The sequence below is a fragment of the Pseudonocardia sp. P-1 genome (genome assembly GCF_058111925.1).
Genome location: NZ_CM176614.1, coordinates 3,314,597 through 3,329,405, shown reverse-complemented (window position 1 = coordinate 3,329,405; position 14,809 = coordinate 3,314,597). Strand labels below are relative to the sequence as shown.

Genomic DNA, 14,809 nt, shown 5'->3' with positions numbered 1-14,809 from the left:
GAACGAAGCGATGTCAGAACTGTCCGGTCGGACCGGTCGTCCACCGGCGTTCCAGCCCGCGGCCCAGCGAGGTGACGAGCAGCGCCGTCCCGACGACGGCCAGCGCGGGCAGCAGGACGAGCTGCGGGGCGTTGAACAGGAACTGCCGCCCGTCGGCGAGCATCGCCCCCCACTCCGGGGTGGGCGGCTGCGGACCGAGCCCGAGGAACGACAGCCCGGCCACGGTCAGCAGGACGTTCGCGAACCGCAGGCACAGGTGCGACAGCAGCGGCCGGGCGAGGTTCGGCAGGACGTGCCGGAACGCGATCCGCAGCGGCCCGGCGCCGACGGCGACGGCGCCCTCGACGTACTCGCGGGCGCGTTCGCGGACCACGAGCTGGTAGGTGAGCCGGGCGAACGGCGTCCACCCGGCGACGACGATCGCCACCAGCAGCGACCACACGCCCGGCGCCCCACCGGACGCGGCGACCACCACGAGTCCGATCAGCACCGCCGGGATCGCGACGAGCACGTCGATGGTGCGCTGGAACAGCTGCCCGACCGCCCGTCCGCACCAGGCCGCGAGCACGCCCAGCACCGTCCCGATCCCCGCGCACAGCGCGAGTGCGACCAGGGTGAACCCGACCGAGAGCCGGGCGCCGACGGCGAGCCGGGCGAGCACGTCGCGGCCGAGCTGGTCGGTGCCGAGCGGGTGTGCGGCCGACGGCCCGGCGAAGCGGTGGGACAGGTCGTTGGCGACCGGGTCGAGCGGCAGCAGGGCGACCACGACGAGCACCCCGAGCAGGACCAACGCCCCCGCCTGCCACCACGTCGAGTGCCGCGCGACGCGCGCGCGTGCGCCCGCCGGGCGGGCCAGTGCCGGGGCGGTCACCGGACGGCGCTCCGGGCGACCGGGTCCAGCGCGAGCGCGAGCAGCTCGGCGAGGATCCCGGCGACGGCGGCGACCAGCACGATCGCGAGCAGCCCGGCCTGCACGACCGGCAGGTCCTGGCCCAGCACGGCGTCGTAGAGCAGGCGGCCCAGGCCGGGGATCGCGAACAGCACCTCGACCACGACCGAGCCGCCGAGCAACCCGCCGAGGAACAGCCCGGACAGCGAGGTCACCGAGGTCAGGGCCAGGCGGCCGCCGTGGCGCCACAGCACCCGTCCGTCGCTGATGCCCTTGGACCGGGCGACGGCGACGTGCGGGCGGGCCAGTGCGTCGACGGTCTCGGCGCGCACGAGCTGGGCGGCGAGCGCAGCCGGGAACGCGGCGAGCGTGACCACCGGCAGCACGGCCTGGTCGACCCCGCCCCAGCCGGTCGCGGGCAGCACCGGCACGGTGACGGCGAAGGCGAGCACCAGCGCCGTCCCGAGCACGAACTCGGGGATCGCGACACCCAGTACCGAGCCGGTGGTCAGGACCCGGTCGAGCCGGCCGCCGGGACGGCGCGCGGCGCGCACCCCGAGCGGGATGCCCACCAGGGCCGCCAGCACCAGCGCGGCGAGGGCGAGGGTCAGCGACACCCCGAGCGCGGGCCAGAGCAGGCCCGAGACGGGAGTACGGCTGGTCCAGGAGATCCCGAGGTCGCCGCGCAGCAGCGCGCCGGCCCAGCCGGTGAACTGGTCCCACCAGGAGCCGTCGAGGCCGTACTGCTCCCGCAGGGCGGCCAGCACCGCCGGGTCCGGGTCGGAATCCCCGGTCCGGCTGCGCAGGATCGCGAGCGCGGTGTCCTGGCCGGAGAACCGCGGGAGCAGGAACACCAGCACCGCCGCGGCCACGGCGACCAGCGGTAGCGCCAGCAGCCTGCGCGCGACGAGTGCGGTCACTCCGTCGTCGCCAGCCCGGGGACGACGAGCGACCTGGCCAGCGGGTCGACGGTGTAGCCGGTGACCCGGTGCCCGACGCCGTTCGCGTTGGTGTGCACCAGCGGGACCCCGACGACGTCGGCGTTCAGCTTCGCCGCGGCCTCGGTGAAGACCTTCTGCCGTGCGGCCGGGTCGGTCTCGGTGGCCAGCGGGGCGAGCAGGGCGTCGAACTCCGGCGAGCAGTAGTGGTTGAGGTTGTAGGAGCCCTGGCAGGTGTAGTCGGTGGTCAGCGTGGCGCCGGCGTCCGGCACGTCGAGCAGGTAGCTGCGCGAGAGCAGGTACATGTCGAAGTCACCGGCGAGCAGCTGCGGCTCGCGGGCGTCGTAGTCGCCGATGCGGACGGTGGCCTCGATGCCGGCCCCGCGGAGCATCTCCTGGACGGCGGTGGCCAGTGTCGGGAGCTCGGGGCGGGCGCCGTAGGCACCCAGCTCGATTCGCAGCGGGTTGTCCGGGCCGTAGCCGGCCTCGGTCAGCAGCTGCCGGGCGCGCGCGGGATCGGCGGGCGGCGGGGCGTCCTGCGAGCCCCATGCCACCGCCGGGCCGAACAGCTCCGAGGCCGGGACCGCCGACCCGGCGAGGGCCTGCTCACCGAGCGCGGTGCGGTCCACCGCGGCGGCGACGGCCTGACGCACCCGGATGTCGGCGAAGGGCGTGCGGGACTGGTTGAGGATCAGCGACGCCGTCCGGGGCGCGGCGACGGTCTGGTTCACGTACTCGTCACCGCTGAACTCCAGGGCGCTGGACTCGGGGAGCTCCTGGGCGATGTCGGCGTCGCCGGCCCGCAGCGCCAGGGCGCGGGCGGCCGGGTCGGGCACGAAGTTCGCGGTGACACCGGCCAGCTGCGGGCGCTCGCCCCAGTAGCGGTCGTTGCGGACGAGGGTCACCGACTGGGTGCCGTTCGCCTGGGTGATCGTCATCGGGCCGGTGCCGGTCTGCTGGACCGACGGCGGGGTGGCCCGGTACGCCGACGGCGCCAGGATCGCGGTGTTCGCGCTGGACAGCCGCAGCGGCAGGATCGGGTCGGGCTTCGTCGTCGTGACGCGCACGGCGTCCGCGCCGTCCGCGGCGGCCTGCATGCCGATCCCGCGCACCGCACGCGGCGGCGCGGCGACGCCGGCCACCCAGTTCAGGGCGGTCGCGGCGGCCTGCCCGGTGAGCGGCTCGCCGTTCTGGAAGGTCACGCCGGGGCGCAGCTCGAACCGCCAGGTCCGCGGGTCGGACTGCTGGGCCCACGCCGTCGCCAGTGCGGGTCGCGGCCGGCCGTCCGGCCCGGACGCCACCAGGGACTCGGTCACACCCAGCTGGGAGATGACGAACGCGTCGTCGGTGTCCACCCCGTAGCCGGCCGACGGGCCGAAGGCCATCGCGATCGTGGCCTGCCCGTCCGGGACGACCCGGCCGCTCCCGCCGCCGCTGCCACCGCAGGCGGTGAGGACCACGGCGCTCACCGCCACGGCGACGGCGACCCGGAACCGGGAACGACGGGGTGCTACGACGGCGCGCGCGGCGGGCATGGCGACCTGTCCTCTCCGGCGCCCCTCGACCGTGTGTCACCCGGCGCCCGGAAGATCTTCGGTAAGCCTGTACACACGGTCAAGTGTGTGCATGCATGCGCATATGTCGTTACTGCCATCGAGTCGCGACTGCAGAGGGCGACCTGGTACCACTTCGTGGTGCTCCGCAGTCTGCTCCGCCGCCCCGCCGATCCCGAGTCGGACCCGCGTCCCGCGGCTCCGCTCCGCGTCGGTCGATGGGAGCGTTTCGGCGGGCTCCCGCCGGTCATGAAACTGCTGATCAGCACCCAGCTGGCCTTCAACGTGGGCTTCTACATGGTGCTGCCCTACCTGGCCACGCATCTGGCCGAGGACCTCGGGCTCGCCGCGGCGGCCGTCGGGCTCGTGCTGGGGCTGCGGACGTTCAGCCAGCAGGGGCTGTTCGTGATCGGCGGGACCCTGACCGATCGGTTCGGTGCGAAGCCGGTCGTGCTCGCCGGGTGCGCGCTGCGCGTGACCGGATTCATCCTCCTCGGGGCCGCCGGCACGCTGCCCGCGGTCATCGGCGGGGCGCTGCTGACCGGGTTCGCGGCCGCCCTGTTCTCGCCGGCCGTCGAGTCGTCGCTGGCGCGGGAAGCCGGGGAACGGGAACGCGCCGGGGAGGGCCCGCCGCGGACCGAGGTGTTCGCGATGTTCGCCGTCGCCGGTCAGGTCGGGACGGTCACCGGGCCGCTGGTCGGCACCGCGCTCATGCTGGTCGACTTCCAGCTGGCCTGCCTGGTCGCCGCCGCCGGCTTCGTGCTGGTGGGGCTGGCGCACTGGCGGTGGCTGCCGTGGCGGGAGGCCGAGCAGGCCGGACGGCCGATGCTCGCGGGCTGGGGCGAGGTGCTGGGCAACCGTCGCTTCATGCTGTTCGCGGCCGGCTACTCGGGCTGGCTGCTGTCCTACAACCAGCTGTACCTGGCGCTGCCCGACGAACTGGAGCGCATCGGCCGCACCGCGGCACTGGGCTTCCTGTTCGTGCTGATGTCGGTGCTGGTGATCACCCTGCAGATGAGGGTGACGACGTGGGGCCGCCGGATCGGGGCCGGCCGCTCGGTGGTGCTCGGGTTCTGCCTGATGGCCACGTCGTTCACCGTCGTCGCGGTGGCGCGGCTGCTGCCGGGCCTGCCGGGGTGGTGGGCGCTCGCACCCGCGGTGCTGATGGTGCTGCTGCTGACCTTCGGCGAGATGTTCGCCGTGCCGGTCGCGCAGGACCTGGTGCCCCGGCTCGCCGGAGAGCGCAGGCTGGGCGCCCACTTCGGGGTGCTGGCCTCGTTCGGCGGGCTGATGGTGCTCGTCGGCTCAACCGGCGTCGGCGCGCTGCTGGACCCGGCCTTCCCGCCGGTGCTGCCGTTCGCGGTGCTGGCCGCGGTCCCGCTGCTGGGCGCCGTGATGCTGGGGATGCTGGCCCGCCGCGGGGTCCTGACGACGGCCTGAGCCCGCCCGGGCCCGCACCGTTCGGGCCCGCACCGTTCGGCGCGGCTCCGGGGAGCCGTCGCACCCCGGATGTGGTCCGCGCACCCGTCGCGGAGGGTGCGGCGGCGCCCTCCGAGGTACGACACCGCGCTCCTGGCGCGACGGCGGGCGGCGGGCGGGTGCCGGGGTCAGCCCTCGTCGGCCGGGCGCCAGCGCACGACGGCCTGGCGCCGGTCCACCGGCACGAGGTCGCGCCGGTAGGAGCGGTGCACCGCGGCCGTGGCCTGCGCGGCGGCGGCCCGGACGGCATCGAGCTCGGCGGTGACCTCGTCGAGGCGTGCCGAGAGCTCGTCGACCATCTGCTCCAGCTCGATGATCCGCTTGACGCCCGCGAGGTTGACGCCCTCCTCCTGGGAGAGCCGCTGCACCTCGCGCAGCAGCGCGATGTCGCGCTGGGAGTAGCGACGCCCGCCGCCCGCGGACCGGCCCGGGCTGACCAGGCCGATCCGGTCGTAGCTGCGCAGGGTCTGGGCGTGCAGGCCGGACAGCTGCGCGGCGACCGAGATGACGAACACCGGGCTGTCGTGTGCCACGTCGACGGTCAGCGGTTCCTCCCCGTCCCGGGGGGTGCGTCGTCCGGCCACCGCCATCACCTCCTGGTGCTACCGAGCAGATCGGCCCGCGGGTCGAACGACGACGTCGCCTCGGCATAGGCCTCCAGCGCACTGGTGGCCGCCTCGTCCAGCTTCTGCGGCACCGCAACCTCGACGGTGACCAGCAGATTGCCCTTCTTCCCGTTCCTGCGCTCGACCCCACGCCCCGACACCCGGAACGTCCGGCCGCTGGCGGTCCCCGGCGGTATCCGCAGCGAGACGGTGCTGTCGAGTGTCGGCACCGTCAGGGTCGCACCCAGAGCCAGCTCGGGGAAGGTCACCGGCACGGTGAGGGTCAGGTCGTCGGAGTTCTTCGACGACCGCCCGAAGATCCGGTGCGGGGTGACCGAGACCGTGACGTAGAGGTCACCGGCGGGTGCGCCGCCGCGACCGGGCTCGCCCTGGCCCGCGAGCCGGACCTTCTGCCCGTCGTCGACGCCGGCGGGGACCCGCACCGTCAGCGACCGGGTCCGGGTGGACACGCCGTCGCCGTGGCACTCGGGGCACGGGTCGTCGATGATGCGGCCGGTCCCGCGGCAGTCGCGGCACGGCTCGGAGAACGAGAACGCGCCCTGGCTGCGGTTCACCAGACCCTGACCGGAGCAGGTCGGGCAGGTGCGCGGGGTGCTGCCGGGCCGGGACCCGGTGCCGCCGCAGCGCTCGCAGCGCCCCGGCGAGGACAGCTTGATCGGCACCGTCGCGCCGCGCACCGCGTCGTCGAAGGAGATGGTCAGGCTGCTCTCGACGTCCTGGCCGCGGCGGGCACCGGCCGTGCCGTACCCGCCCGCACCGCCGGCGTTGTTCCGCGCGGTGCGGCCGAAGATGTCGCCGAGGATGTCGCTGAAGTCGCCGGCTCCGGCATCGCCGGACCGGCCGGCCTGGCCGAACAGGTCGTTGATGTCGAAGCCGCCCTGGCCGGCGCCACCGGGACGCGCACCACCGGGGAAGCCACCGCCGGTGCCGAACCCGCCGAAGCCGCCGCCGCCCGCGAACATCGCGCGGGTCTCGTCGTACTCCTTGCGCTTGGACTCGTCGCCCAGCACGCCGTAGGCCTCGGAGACCGCCTTGAAGCGGGTTTCGGCCTTCTCGTCACCGGGGTTCGCGTCCGGGTGCAGCTCGCGGGCGAGCTTGCGGTACGCCTTCTTGATCTCGTCCTGGGACGCCGTCGAGGAGACGCCCAGCTCGCGGTAGAAGTCCTTCTCGATCCAGTCGCGCTGGGTCACTCCGCCTCCTTCCCGATCAGACCCGCGGTGCGGCGGGAGGCCGGTCGCCTCCCACCGCACCGCGCGGTCACGTCCCTTCCCGTCCTGGTCAGGCCGGGTTCTGCGGCTCGCCGTCGCCGGCGTCCGCGCCGCCCCCGGCCGGAGCCTCGGGGCGGTCCTGCACGGTCACCATCGCCGGCCGGAGGACCCGGTCGGAGATGCGGTAGCCACGGCGCAGCACCGTGGACAGCACGGTGACCGTGGGGCCGGAGCCCTCGGCCGGCTCGTGCTGCACGGCCTCGTGGAGCTGCGGGTCGAAGGACTCGCCCTCGGTCCCGAACGGCTCGAGACCGAGCTTGGTCAGCACCGTGGTGACCTTGTCGGCCGCGGCCTTGAACGGTCCCGTGAGGTCGCCGTGCTGGGCGGCGCGCTCGAAGTCGTCGAGCACCACCAGCAGGTCGTTCGCGAAGGAGACCTTCGCGTCCACCTTGGTCTGCTCACGGTCCCGGTCGGCCCGACGCCGGTAGTTGGCGTACTCGGCGCTGACCCGCTGCAGGTCCGCGGTGCGCTCGGCGACCTCGGCCCGCAGCTTCTCGAGCTCCGGGTCCTCCCCGTCGGCCGGGCCCGCGACCTGCTCGCCGTCCCCGGCCGGGGCCGCCGTGTCGGCGGCCCCGTTCGCGTCGGCGTCGGGACGGACCTCGCCGGTCTCCGGGTCCACCTTGCGGCGGTCCCGGAACGTCACCGGCTCCTCCTGCTTCTGTTCGTCAGCCATGTCGACCGTCCTGTCGTCCCGTGGATGGCCGCCGGCCGTCACTTGCCGCCCTTGGCGTCCTTGTCGTCGTCCACGATCTCGGCGTCGACGACGTCGTCCTGCGCGTCGGAGGCACCGGCCGCGCCGGCACCACCCTCGGCACCGGCACCCGCGGCGCCCTCGGCACCGGGCTGCGAGTACAGGGCGGACCCCATCTTCTGGGACTCGGTGGCGAGCTTCTCCATCGAGGACTTGATCGCCTCGTGGTCGGTGCCCTTCAGCGCCTCCTGGGTCTCGCCCAGGGCGGCGTTCACCGCGTCCTTCACGTCGGAGGGGAGCTTCTCGTCGTTCTCCTTGACGAACTTCTCCGTCTGGTAGACGAGGGTCTCCGCCTGGTTGCGGGTCTCCGCCTCCTCGCGACGCTTGGCGTCCTCCTCGGCGTGCGCCTCGGCCTCCTTGACCATGCGGTCGATGTCGTCCTTGGACAGGGCCGACCCGCCGGTGATCGTCATCTCCTGGCTCTTGCCGGTGCCCATGTCCTTGGCGGACACGTTGACGATGCCGTTGGCGTCGATGTCGAAGGAGACCTCGATCTGCGGGACGCCGCGCGGCGCCGGCGCGATGCCGGTCAGCTCGAACATGCCGAGCTTCTTGTTGTACGCGGCGATCTCGCGCTCGCCCTGGAAGACCTGGATCTGCACCGACGGCTGGTTGTCGTCCGCGGTGGAGAAGATCTCCGAGCGCTTGGTCGGGATCGTGGTGTTCTTCTCGATCAGCTTGGTCATGACGCCGCCCTTGGTCTCGATGCCCAGGGACAGCGGGGTGACGTCGAGCAGCAGGACGTCCTTGACCTCACCGCGGAGCACACCGGCCTGCAACGCGGCACCGGCGGCGACGACCTCGTCCGGGTTGACGCCCTTGTTCGGCTCCTTGCCGCCGGTCAGCTCCTTGACGAGCTCGGTGACGGCGGGCATCCGGGTGGAGCCACCGACGAGCACGACGTGGTCGATCTGGTTCACCGAGATGCCGGCGTCCTTGATGACCTGGTTGAACGGGTTGCGGGTGCGGTCCAGGAGGTCCTGGGTGACCCGCTGGAACTCCGCGCGGGACAGCGTCTCGTCCAGGAACAGCGGGTTCTTGTCCGAGTCGACCGTGATGTAGGGCAGGTTGATGCTGGTCGACGAGGAGCTGGACAGCTCGATCTTCGCCTTCTCCGCGGCCTCGCGGAGCCGCTGCATCGCCATCTTGTCCTTGGTCAGGTCGATGCCCTGGGAGGACTTGAACTTGTCGACGAGCCAGCTGACGACCCGCTCGTCCCAGTCGTCGCCACCGAGGTGGTTGTCGCCGTTGGTCGCCTTGACCTCGACGACGCCCTCGGCGATCTCCAGCAGGGACACGTCGAACGTGCCGCCACCCAGGTCGAAGACCAGGATGGTCTGCTCCTTGTCGCCCTTGTCGAGGCCGTAGGCCAGCGCGGCCGCGGTCGGCTCGTTGACGATTCGGAGCACGTTCAGACCGGCGATCTGGCCGGCCTCCTTGGTCGCCTGGCGCTGCGCGTCCTCGAAGTACGCGGGCACCGTGATGACGGCGTCGGTGACCTCGTCGCCCAGGTAGGCCTCGGCGTCCCGCTTCAGCTTCTGCAGGACGCGGGCGCTGATCTCCTGCGCCGCGAAGGTCTTGCCGTCGATCTCCGACGTCTTCCAGTCCGTGCCGATGTGACGCTTGACCGAGCGGAACGTGCGGTCGGAGTTGGTGACGGCCTGGTTCTTCGCCGACTGACCGGTGAGGACCTCGCCGTTGCGCGCGAACGCGACGATCGACGGAGTGGTGCGGGCACCCTCCGAGTTCGCGATCACCGTCGGCTCGCCACCCTCGAGGACGGCGACGACGGAGTTGGTGGTCCCGAGGTCGATACCGACCGTACGAGCCATGGTGACTGCCTCCGAGATGTGTGGGGTGTGAGTGCGTCCGGCTCAAGTTGTACCAGGCCGGGGAGCGCCTCGTGCATCGCCCTTGAGTGGGTCCTGCTCAACTTGCTCTCATGGGGGTCAACGGGCGACCCGGAAGACTTGTTCCCGGGGGACTCAACTTTTATCCATGACGTTCGCGGGTGCTCCGAACGGCCGTCGACGGGGGTGGGGCGGGCTAGCCTGTGGCCGCTCGATCGTCGACGGAGGATCACCGTGCTCGTACCGGCTGCGCGTCGGGTCGCTCTGGGGTCGGCGGCCGTCGTCCTCACCGTCGCGGTCACCTCGTGCAGCCCCGGCGCCACACCGCCGGGACCGGACTCGCCACAAACGGCCCAGCCGGGTCCGATCGACGTGACGAGCAGGCATCCCTGCGATCTCTTGTCCGCACCGGCCCTTCGGACGCTCGAGCTCCGCGATCCCCGGGCGAACGATGCGGTGATCCGCGGAACGCGGGCCCCTTCGTGCGGCTACTTCGGCACCGGAACCCCGCGGATCGACATCAACCTGCAATTCCTCCCGCTCGCCGCGACAGATCTCCGGTCAACCGACTCCTCCTCCGGCCGGACCCGGGGATACGACGTGATCGAGAACGAGCGGTTCACAGCCCGGCTGGCCGTGTGCGAAGCCGTCGCCGACACCGACGACTCGACATCCGTACGAGCCCAGGCCTCGGTACCCACCGACGAACTGCGCGAGGCCGGTAGTCCCGTACGCGCACCCTGTGAAAGGGCCAACGAGGTCCTCGACGAGGCACTCGCGATGCTCGCTCCGCGCTGACCCTTGCGATTCGCGACCGCGAAGCAGTCGCTCGAAGGACCCATGCTCGTACGGACCGCCGACTACCTTGCCCGCCCATGAGTTCGTCGGATCCGCAGACCTTGAACGACCTGACCAGTCAGGTGTCTCCCGACAACGTCCTCGGCGTCGGTCGATCACTCGCACAGCAGGCCGAGGCCATTCGCGCCGCCCTGCAGAACGCGCTCGGCTGCACAGTCGGCCCGTGCGGTGAGGACCCGATATCGGGGATCGCGACACCGGTGTTCGACGAGAAGTTCGCTGCCATCATCGATCGTCACGTGGCGCACCGGATCGAGCTGGAGCACGCCGTCACATCACTACGCGCTGTTGCCGCGTCGTACCGGATCGATGAGGCCGCGATCGAGAGGTCCTTCCGGGCCTGATCGTCGCTCACCACCACGAGGACACGGGAATGGCGTTCCACCAGGGCTTCAACTTCGCCGCCACGTCGCTTCAGGAGAAGTACGCCTGGGTGGTCGGGAAACCCGGCTCGACAGCGGTCGCCGACGCCGCAGCCGCACTCCGCACCGCGGACGCCGAGCTGCGCTCCGCATCGGACGAGGCCCGGAAACGCATGGCCGAGCTGGGCATCTCCTGGCAGGGCCCCGCCGCGGCCGCCGCCCAGCAGTCCCTCGACGGCATCACCACCTCGATGATGTGCACCGCCCCCGTCACCGCGAACGGCGCGACCCAGCTGGACGCCTACGGGCAGTCCTTCGACCGCGCCCAGGCCGCCATCGCCGCCCTGGATCCCACCCCGCCGGGCATCTTCACCAGCGGTGTCCGCAACCTCCACCTGCTGGCGAGCACCCCGTTGACCGGGCTGAGCGCCACCGTCGCCGACTACGTCACCTCGCTCGAACGCGACCAGCGGCACAGCGAGGAGGCCGACCGCGTCCTCCAGGAGCATCTCGACACGGCGTCGGCGATCGACGACCGCTTCCGCACCGTCGACCCGGGGTCGGCCGCGACGCCCACCGGTGCGGGAGGTCCGGCGCCGGGCTCGGCCGGGGCCGGCGGTCACGGCCCGGCCGGTGTCGGGGCCGGCGGAGCCACCCCTCTCGGCGGAGGCGGTCCGGGAACCGGCGTCCCGGATCAGCCGGGCGGCGGGCCCCGCCCCGGACCGGACGGCGTCGGTGCTCCCGGCGGGCCGGGGACCGACGGGCCGGGGACCGAGGGATCGGGGTTCGTCGGATCGGGCCCCGGCACGCCGGACGTCGCGAGAACCGCGGGGCCCGGTGGTCCCGGGACCACCGGCGGCGGCGTGGCCGACCGGGGCCGGGGCACCGGGCTCCCCGGGCCGGTCGACGTCGTCGCACCCCAGCACCTCGACCCGACGACCACGCCCGCCCCGGACCCGTACCGGCCGGCGGCGGCCCCGGGCCCGTACCCGACGACGACACCGGGCCCCGACCCGCTCGCCGCCCGCGTCGACCTCGGACGCCGGTTCGGCGAACGGACCCGGGCCCAGCCGCTCGTCCCGCCGTCGGCCCGTGGTCCCGGGTACGGCGACCGGCTCCCCGGCGGCACGGGATCCGGTGGCGCGCGCCTGCACGAGCAGTTCGGTCCCGGCGCCCGGACCGCCGAGCCGGCCTGGTCCGCCCGCCCCGGCGAGAGCACCGGACGCGGCGGCGCCCCCGGCGGCTACGGCCCGGTGGCCGGCGGCGCGGGCAGCCGCGACACCCGGGACCACCGCAACCGCTACGTCGTCCCCACCGACGAGGTGTTCGACATCGAGATCGCCGCGACCGACGCCGTCCTGGCCCCCGAGGAGCCCCACCGATGATCGACTGGAACCGCGCCACCGTCCTCACCGCCGCCGAGTTCGACGTCGCCCGGGACCTGCTCGACCTCGGTCGCAACCCCGCGGTCCTGGAGCTGCTCAGCCCCGGGTTCACCGACGTCGAGCGGGCCCGTGTCGTGCGGGGGTGTCTCGACACCCTCGCCGCACGCGGCCTGTTCACCGGCACCGCGTTCGAGCCGGACCTGGTCGGCGACCTGCGCACGGTCGTCGCACCGGAGTTCCAGCACGACCTCGTGGTCGCACCGCCGTCGTGGCAGCGGGCGCTGGTCGCGCGGCGGGCCGGGCGCGCGGTGCTGGCCACCCGGATCGGCGACGACGTCGCGCTGGTCCGCGTCCCGCCCGACGACGCGTCGGCCGTCCTGGTCGAGCTGCTCGGCGAGCTCGTACCCGGCCCCGGGGCCGGGGTGCGGATCCCCGTCGCGGTGCTGGGCGAGGCCGCCGAGCGCGCCGACGGCGATCCCGACCGGCTCGTCCACGAGCTCCTGCGGCGGGGCTGCAGCGGGACCGAGGCCGAGATGCTCCGGCGGATGGGGCAGGTCGAGGGCGTCGCCCAGCTCGGCGCCGGCCGGAAGGGACCCGACCCGTGCCGCGCGCCGGGCGTCCTCCTGGTGCACGCCACCACGGACGGCTGCTACGTCCAGCGGCGCCCGACCCCGGACGTCGTCGGCGGCCCGCTTCCCGACGACGCCGTCGTGCACGCCGGTCCGGCCGACGCCGCGTACCTGGTCCGTGAGCTGGACCGGCTCGCCGACGCGGCGCAGCGCCGTCGCGCGCCGGTCGGGACGCACCGGGCCTGGTGAGGGGGCCGGGAACTCGCTCACCGGGTGAGCGGATCCGCAGGGGAGGTGTCCCTGCCGCACGCCGAGATGCAGCTCAGCGGTCTGTGGAGATCGACGATTCCCGCTGAGGTGCATCTCGGCGACACCCCCGCGCACCGGGCCGGACCCGACCGGTGCGAGCAGCAAGCGGCGACGCGGGGCGCGGTCAGCGCAGGACGACGGTCCCCCGCGGCACCTGCCCCGCCGACGCCGGCGGCACGGTGTCGGGCACCTCCACCCGGACGGGCAGCGACCCGGGGACGACGCGGTCGTCGGCGTCGCGGTACTCGAGGTCGCCGTCGGGCCCCAGCTCGGTGACGTAGCCGTGTGTGGCGAGCTGGGCGTCGTCGAGCTCGGTCAACGGTTCGGCCCGCACCGCGGACACGGCGTACTCCGGCCAGTCGACGCCGGGGTAGGCGTCGTGCAGGTCGGTGAGCAGACCGACGAAGACCTGCTGCCAGCGCAGCGGCATCGACTGGGCCAGTGACCGCGGCACGACGAGGTGGTCCGGGCAGGCACCGGGCGCCGCGGAGTCGAGATAGTCCGAGAGCGGGGAGCGCATGCCGCCCATGATGGCGCCTCGACCCCGCTCAGGCGGGGTTCGGCGTGGTCCCCGGCCGGGTGGCGAGCGGGACGAGATCGGAGAACTCCCACGACACCGGCTGCACGCGGACGGGGAAGTTGCGGTTCGGCGCTTCGACCATCTTGCCGTCGCCCAGGTACATCATCACGTGGTAGATCGTGGTCGGGTCCGAGGTGTCGTGGGCGTAGAAGAGGAAGTCGCCCGGCTGCATGTCCCGGACCGGCAGGTGGCCGCCGGAGTTGTACTGGTCGCGCGACACCCGCGGGATCGTGACGCCGGCCGCCCGGTACGACGCCTGCAGCAGGCTGGAGCAGTCCCAGGAGTCCGGTCCGGTCGCGCCCCACACGTAGGGCTTGCCGAGCTCGCCGAGCGCGAAGCCGATCGCGGCCCCGGCGACGCCCGGGGGCAGCGCGCCGGTCGTGCCGGGGGCGCAGCCCGTCGGGTTGGCGACGTCGCCGATGTTCTCGACCAGCGACGCGGCCAGGCCCTCCCACTTGGCGTAGGCGTCGGGGAAGGCCGAGCGCTGCACGGTCTGCGCGGCCTTGGTGACCGGCATCGAGTCCCAGCCCGGCACCTCCATCAGCCGTTCGTAGAAGATCCGGCTGCTGTAGGCGGGGTCGGTGACCTGCGCGGGGGTGCCCCACCCCTGCGACGGCCGCTGCTGGAACAGCCCGAGCGAGTCCCGGTCGCCGTAGTCGATGTTGCGGAGCGTCGACTCCTGCATCGCGGTGGCCAGCGCGATCAGCCACGCCTTCGGCGGGAGCTGCATGTCCTTGGCGACCGAGATGATCGCGGCGGCGTTCTGCCTCTGCTCGTCGGACAGCGTCTCGAAGGTGGCTCCCCCGCCGCCACGGCCGACCGTCGCGGTCGAGATCCCGGTGTCGCACCAGGCCGCGTTCGACCGGCCGCCGCCGAGGTTGGGGCTGAACGCGAGGAAGCCGACGGTCAGGAACAGCACCAGCGCCATCCCGATCGCGAGGAACGGCAGCAGCAGCCGCAGCGGCCGCAGCGCACGCGTCAGCGGAGTGCTCATGCCCGGTCGTAGCGGGACACCTTCCAGCCCGCCTCGGTGTCGACGACCAGGATCCGCAGGGTCAGCGTGTCGGTCGGCACGGTGACCTCGATGCTCTTCGGCGCGACCCGGGTCGGGGTCGCGGGCCCGGTGACCCGGGAGGCGGGCACGTTCGACGGGTCGACGCCCGCGAGCACGCCGAGGAACTCGTCGGTCGTGTACGGCCGCAGCCCGGCGACCCACTGCTGGGAGGTCATCCCGTCGGGATGGTTCACCCAGGCCGCCGCCCACACCCGCGCCGTCTCCAGCGCCTGCCGCGGGGCCTGCGACACCGGCAGCGCCTCGGGGGTCAGCTCGGGCACCGGCGGCAGCAGCGTCGGGGTGGGCGTCGCGGAGACGCCGGACGACCCGCTGTCCCA

The 14,809-nt window shown here is 73.4% G+C and carries 15 protein-coding genes; 5 read left to right on the top strand and 10 right to left on the bottom strand.

Annotated features, from left to right (window positions below; genetic code table 11):
• Positions 1–13: 13 nt before the first annotated feature.
• The 3 genes from AC0GKK_RS16310 to AC0GKK_RS16300 are packed head-to-tail and all read right to left on the bottom strand — an operon-like array spanning position 14 to position 3,362.
• Entirely contained in the window at positions 14–871 is an 858-nt protein-coding gene (locus tag AC0GKK_RS16310) for an ABC transporter permease (RefSeq protein WP_482638599.1), read from the bottom strand.
• A complete protein-coding gene (locus AC0GKK_RS16305) occupies positions 868–1,809 on the bottom strand; it encodes an ABC transporter permease (protein WP_489882008.1) in 942 nt (313 codons plus the stop codon). Before AC0GKK_RS16305 ends, AC0GKK_RS16310 begins: the two co-directional genes overlap by 4 nt.
• Complete coding sequence (locus AC0GKK_RS16300) at positions 1,806–3,362, bottom strand: ABC transporter substrate-binding protein (protein ID WP_489882007.1); 1,557 nt, start codon at positions 3,360–3,362, stop codon at positions 1,806–1,808. The genes AC0GKK_RS16305 and AC0GKK_RS16300 overlap by 4 nt, the downstream gene beginning before the upstream one ends.
• A gap of 267 nt (positions 3,363–3,629) precedes the next feature.
• Here AC0GKK_RS16300 and AC0GKK_RS16295 point away from each other — a divergent pair, with 267 nt between their 5' ends.
• A complete protein-coding gene (locus AC0GKK_RS16295; protein ID WP_489882006.1) occupies positions 3,630–4,820 on the top strand; it encodes an MDR family MFS transporter in 1,191 nt (396 codons plus the stop codon).
• A gap of 167 nt (positions 4,821–4,987) precedes the next feature.
• On the opposite strand, the gene AC0GKK_RS16290 is transcribed toward AC0GKK_RS16295, so the two are convergent.
• The 4 genes from AC0GKK_RS16290 to dnaK form a co-directional block, all read right to left on the bottom strand.
• Positions 4,988–5,443, bottom strand: a complete 456-nt coding sequence (locus AC0GKK_RS16290) for a heat shock protein transcriptional repressor HspR (protein WP_489882005.1) — start codon at positions 5,441–5,443, stop codon at positions 4,988–4,990.
• A 5-nt stretch (positions 5,444–5,448) separates the two neighbouring features.
• Positions 5,449–6,675, bottom strand: a complete 1,227-nt coding sequence (gene dnaJ / locus AC0GKK_RS16285) for a molecular chaperone DnaJ (RefSeq protein WP_489882004.1) — start codon at positions 6,673–6,675, stop codon at positions 5,449–5,451.
• Between the two features lie 88 nt (positions 6,676–6,763).
• Positions 6,764–7,426 (bottom strand): nucleotide exchange factor GrpE, encoded by a 663-nt coding sequence (grpE, locus tag AC0GKK_RS16280; protein WP_251783395.1) that lies wholly within the window; start codon positions 7,424–7,426, stop codon positions 6,764–6,766.
• Positions 7,427–7,464: 38 nt separating this feature from the next.
• Complete coding sequence (gene dnaK, locus AC0GKK_RS16275) at positions 7,465–9,336, bottom strand: molecular chaperone DnaK (RefSeq protein WP_251783394.1); 1,872 nt, start codon at positions 9,334–9,336, stop codon at positions 7,465–7,467.
• A gap of 252 nt (positions 9,337–9,588) precedes the next feature.
• Between dnaK and AC0GKK_RS16270 the strand changes: the two genes are divergently transcribed.
• From AC0GKK_RS16270 to AC0GKK_RS16255, 4 genes are all read left to right on the top strand, one after another.
• On the top strand, positions 9,589–10,152 hold the full coding sequence (locus AC0GKK_RS16270; protein WP_489882003.1) for a DUF3558 family protein: 564 nt from the start codon (positions 9,589–9,591) through the stop codon (positions 10,150–10,152).
• Positions 10,153–10,229: 77 nt separating this feature from the next.
• The gene (locus tag AC0GKK_RS16265; protein WP_482638605.1) at positions 10,230–10,556 is read left to right on the top strand and encodes a PE domain-containing protein; all 327 of its coding nucleotides are present in this window, start codon (positions 10,230–10,232) and stop codon (positions 10,554–10,556) included.
• Between the two features lie 29 nt (positions 10,557–10,585).
• Positions 10,586–11,959, top strand: a complete 1,374-nt coding sequence (locus tag AC0GKK_RS16260) for a PPE domain-containing protein (protein WP_489882002.1) — start codon at positions 10,586–10,588, stop codon at positions 11,957–11,959.
• A complete protein-coding gene (locus tag AC0GKK_RS16255) occupies positions 11,956–12,777 on the top strand; it encodes an ESX secretion-associated protein EspG (RefSeq protein WP_489882001.1) in 822 nt (273 codons plus the stop codon). The genes AC0GKK_RS16260 and AC0GKK_RS16255 overlap by 4 nt, the downstream gene beginning before the upstream one ends.
• 184 nt (positions 12,778–12,961) lie before the next feature.
• Here the strand turns inward: AC0GKK_RS16255 and AC0GKK_RS16250 are convergent, their stop codons facing one another.
• The 3 genes from AC0GKK_RS16250 to AC0GKK_RS16240 are packed head-to-tail and all read right to left on the bottom strand — an operon-like array spanning position 12,962 to position 14,752.
• Positions 12,962–13,357 (bottom strand): hypothetical protein, encoded by a 396-nt coding sequence (locus AC0GKK_RS16250; protein WP_226367990.1) that lies wholly within the window; start codon positions 13,355–13,357, stop codon positions 12,962–12,964.
• Between the two features lie 28 nt (positions 13,358–13,385).
• Positions 13,386–14,411 (bottom strand): C40 family peptidase, encoded by a 1,026-nt coding sequence (locus AC0GKK_RS16245; RefSeq protein ID WP_062398829.1) that lies wholly within the window; start codon positions 14,409–14,411, stop codon positions 13,386–13,388.
• Positions 14,408–14,752 carry a hypothetical protein gene (locus tag AC0GKK_RS16240; protein ID WP_489882000.1) on the bottom strand — a complete coding sequence of 115 codons (345 nt, stop codon included), beginning with the start codon at positions 14,750–14,752 and terminating at the stop codon, positions 14,408–14,410. The genes AC0GKK_RS16245 and AC0GKK_RS16240 overlap by 4 nt, the downstream gene beginning before the upstream one ends.
• Positions 14,753–14,809: the final 57 nt, after the last annotated feature.

Coding starts and splice junctions, on each gene's coding strand:
- AC0GKK_RS16300 (WP_489882007.1), bottom strand. CDS start 3,362: ATGCCCGCCGCGCGCGCCGTCGTAGCACCCCGTCGTTCCCGGTTCCGG.
- AC0GKK_RS16295 (WP_489882006.1), top strand. CDS start 3,630: ATGAAACTGCTGATCAGCACCCAGCTGGCCTTCAACGTGGGCTTCTAC.
- grpE (WP_251783395.1), bottom strand. CDS start 7,426: ATGGCTGACGAACAGAAGCAGGAGGAGCCGGTGACGTTCCGGGACCGC.
- dnaK (WP_251783394.1), bottom strand. CDS start 9,336: ATGGCTCGTACGGTCGGTATCGACCTCGGGACCACCAACTCCGTCGTC.
- AC0GKK_RS16265 (WP_482638605.1), top strand. CDS start 10,230: ATGAGTTCGTCGGATCCGCAGACCTTGAACGACCTGACCAGTCAGGTG.
- AC0GKK_RS16260 (WP_489882002.1), top strand. CDS start 10,586: ATGGCGTTCCACCAGGGCTTCAACTTCGCCGCCACGTCGCTTCAGGAG.
- AC0GKK_RS16255 (WP_489882001.1), top strand. CDS start 11,956: ATGATCGACTGGAACCGCGCCACCGTCCTCACCGCCGCCGAGTTCGAC.
- AC0GKK_RS16250 (WP_226367990.1), bottom strand. CDS start 13,357: ATGCGCTCCCCGCTCTCGGACTATCTCGACTCCGCGGCGCCCGGTGCC.
- AC0GKK_RS16245 (WP_062398829.1), bottom strand. CDS start 14,411: ATGAGCACTCCGCTGACGCGTGCGCTGCGGCCGCTGCGGCTGCTGCTG.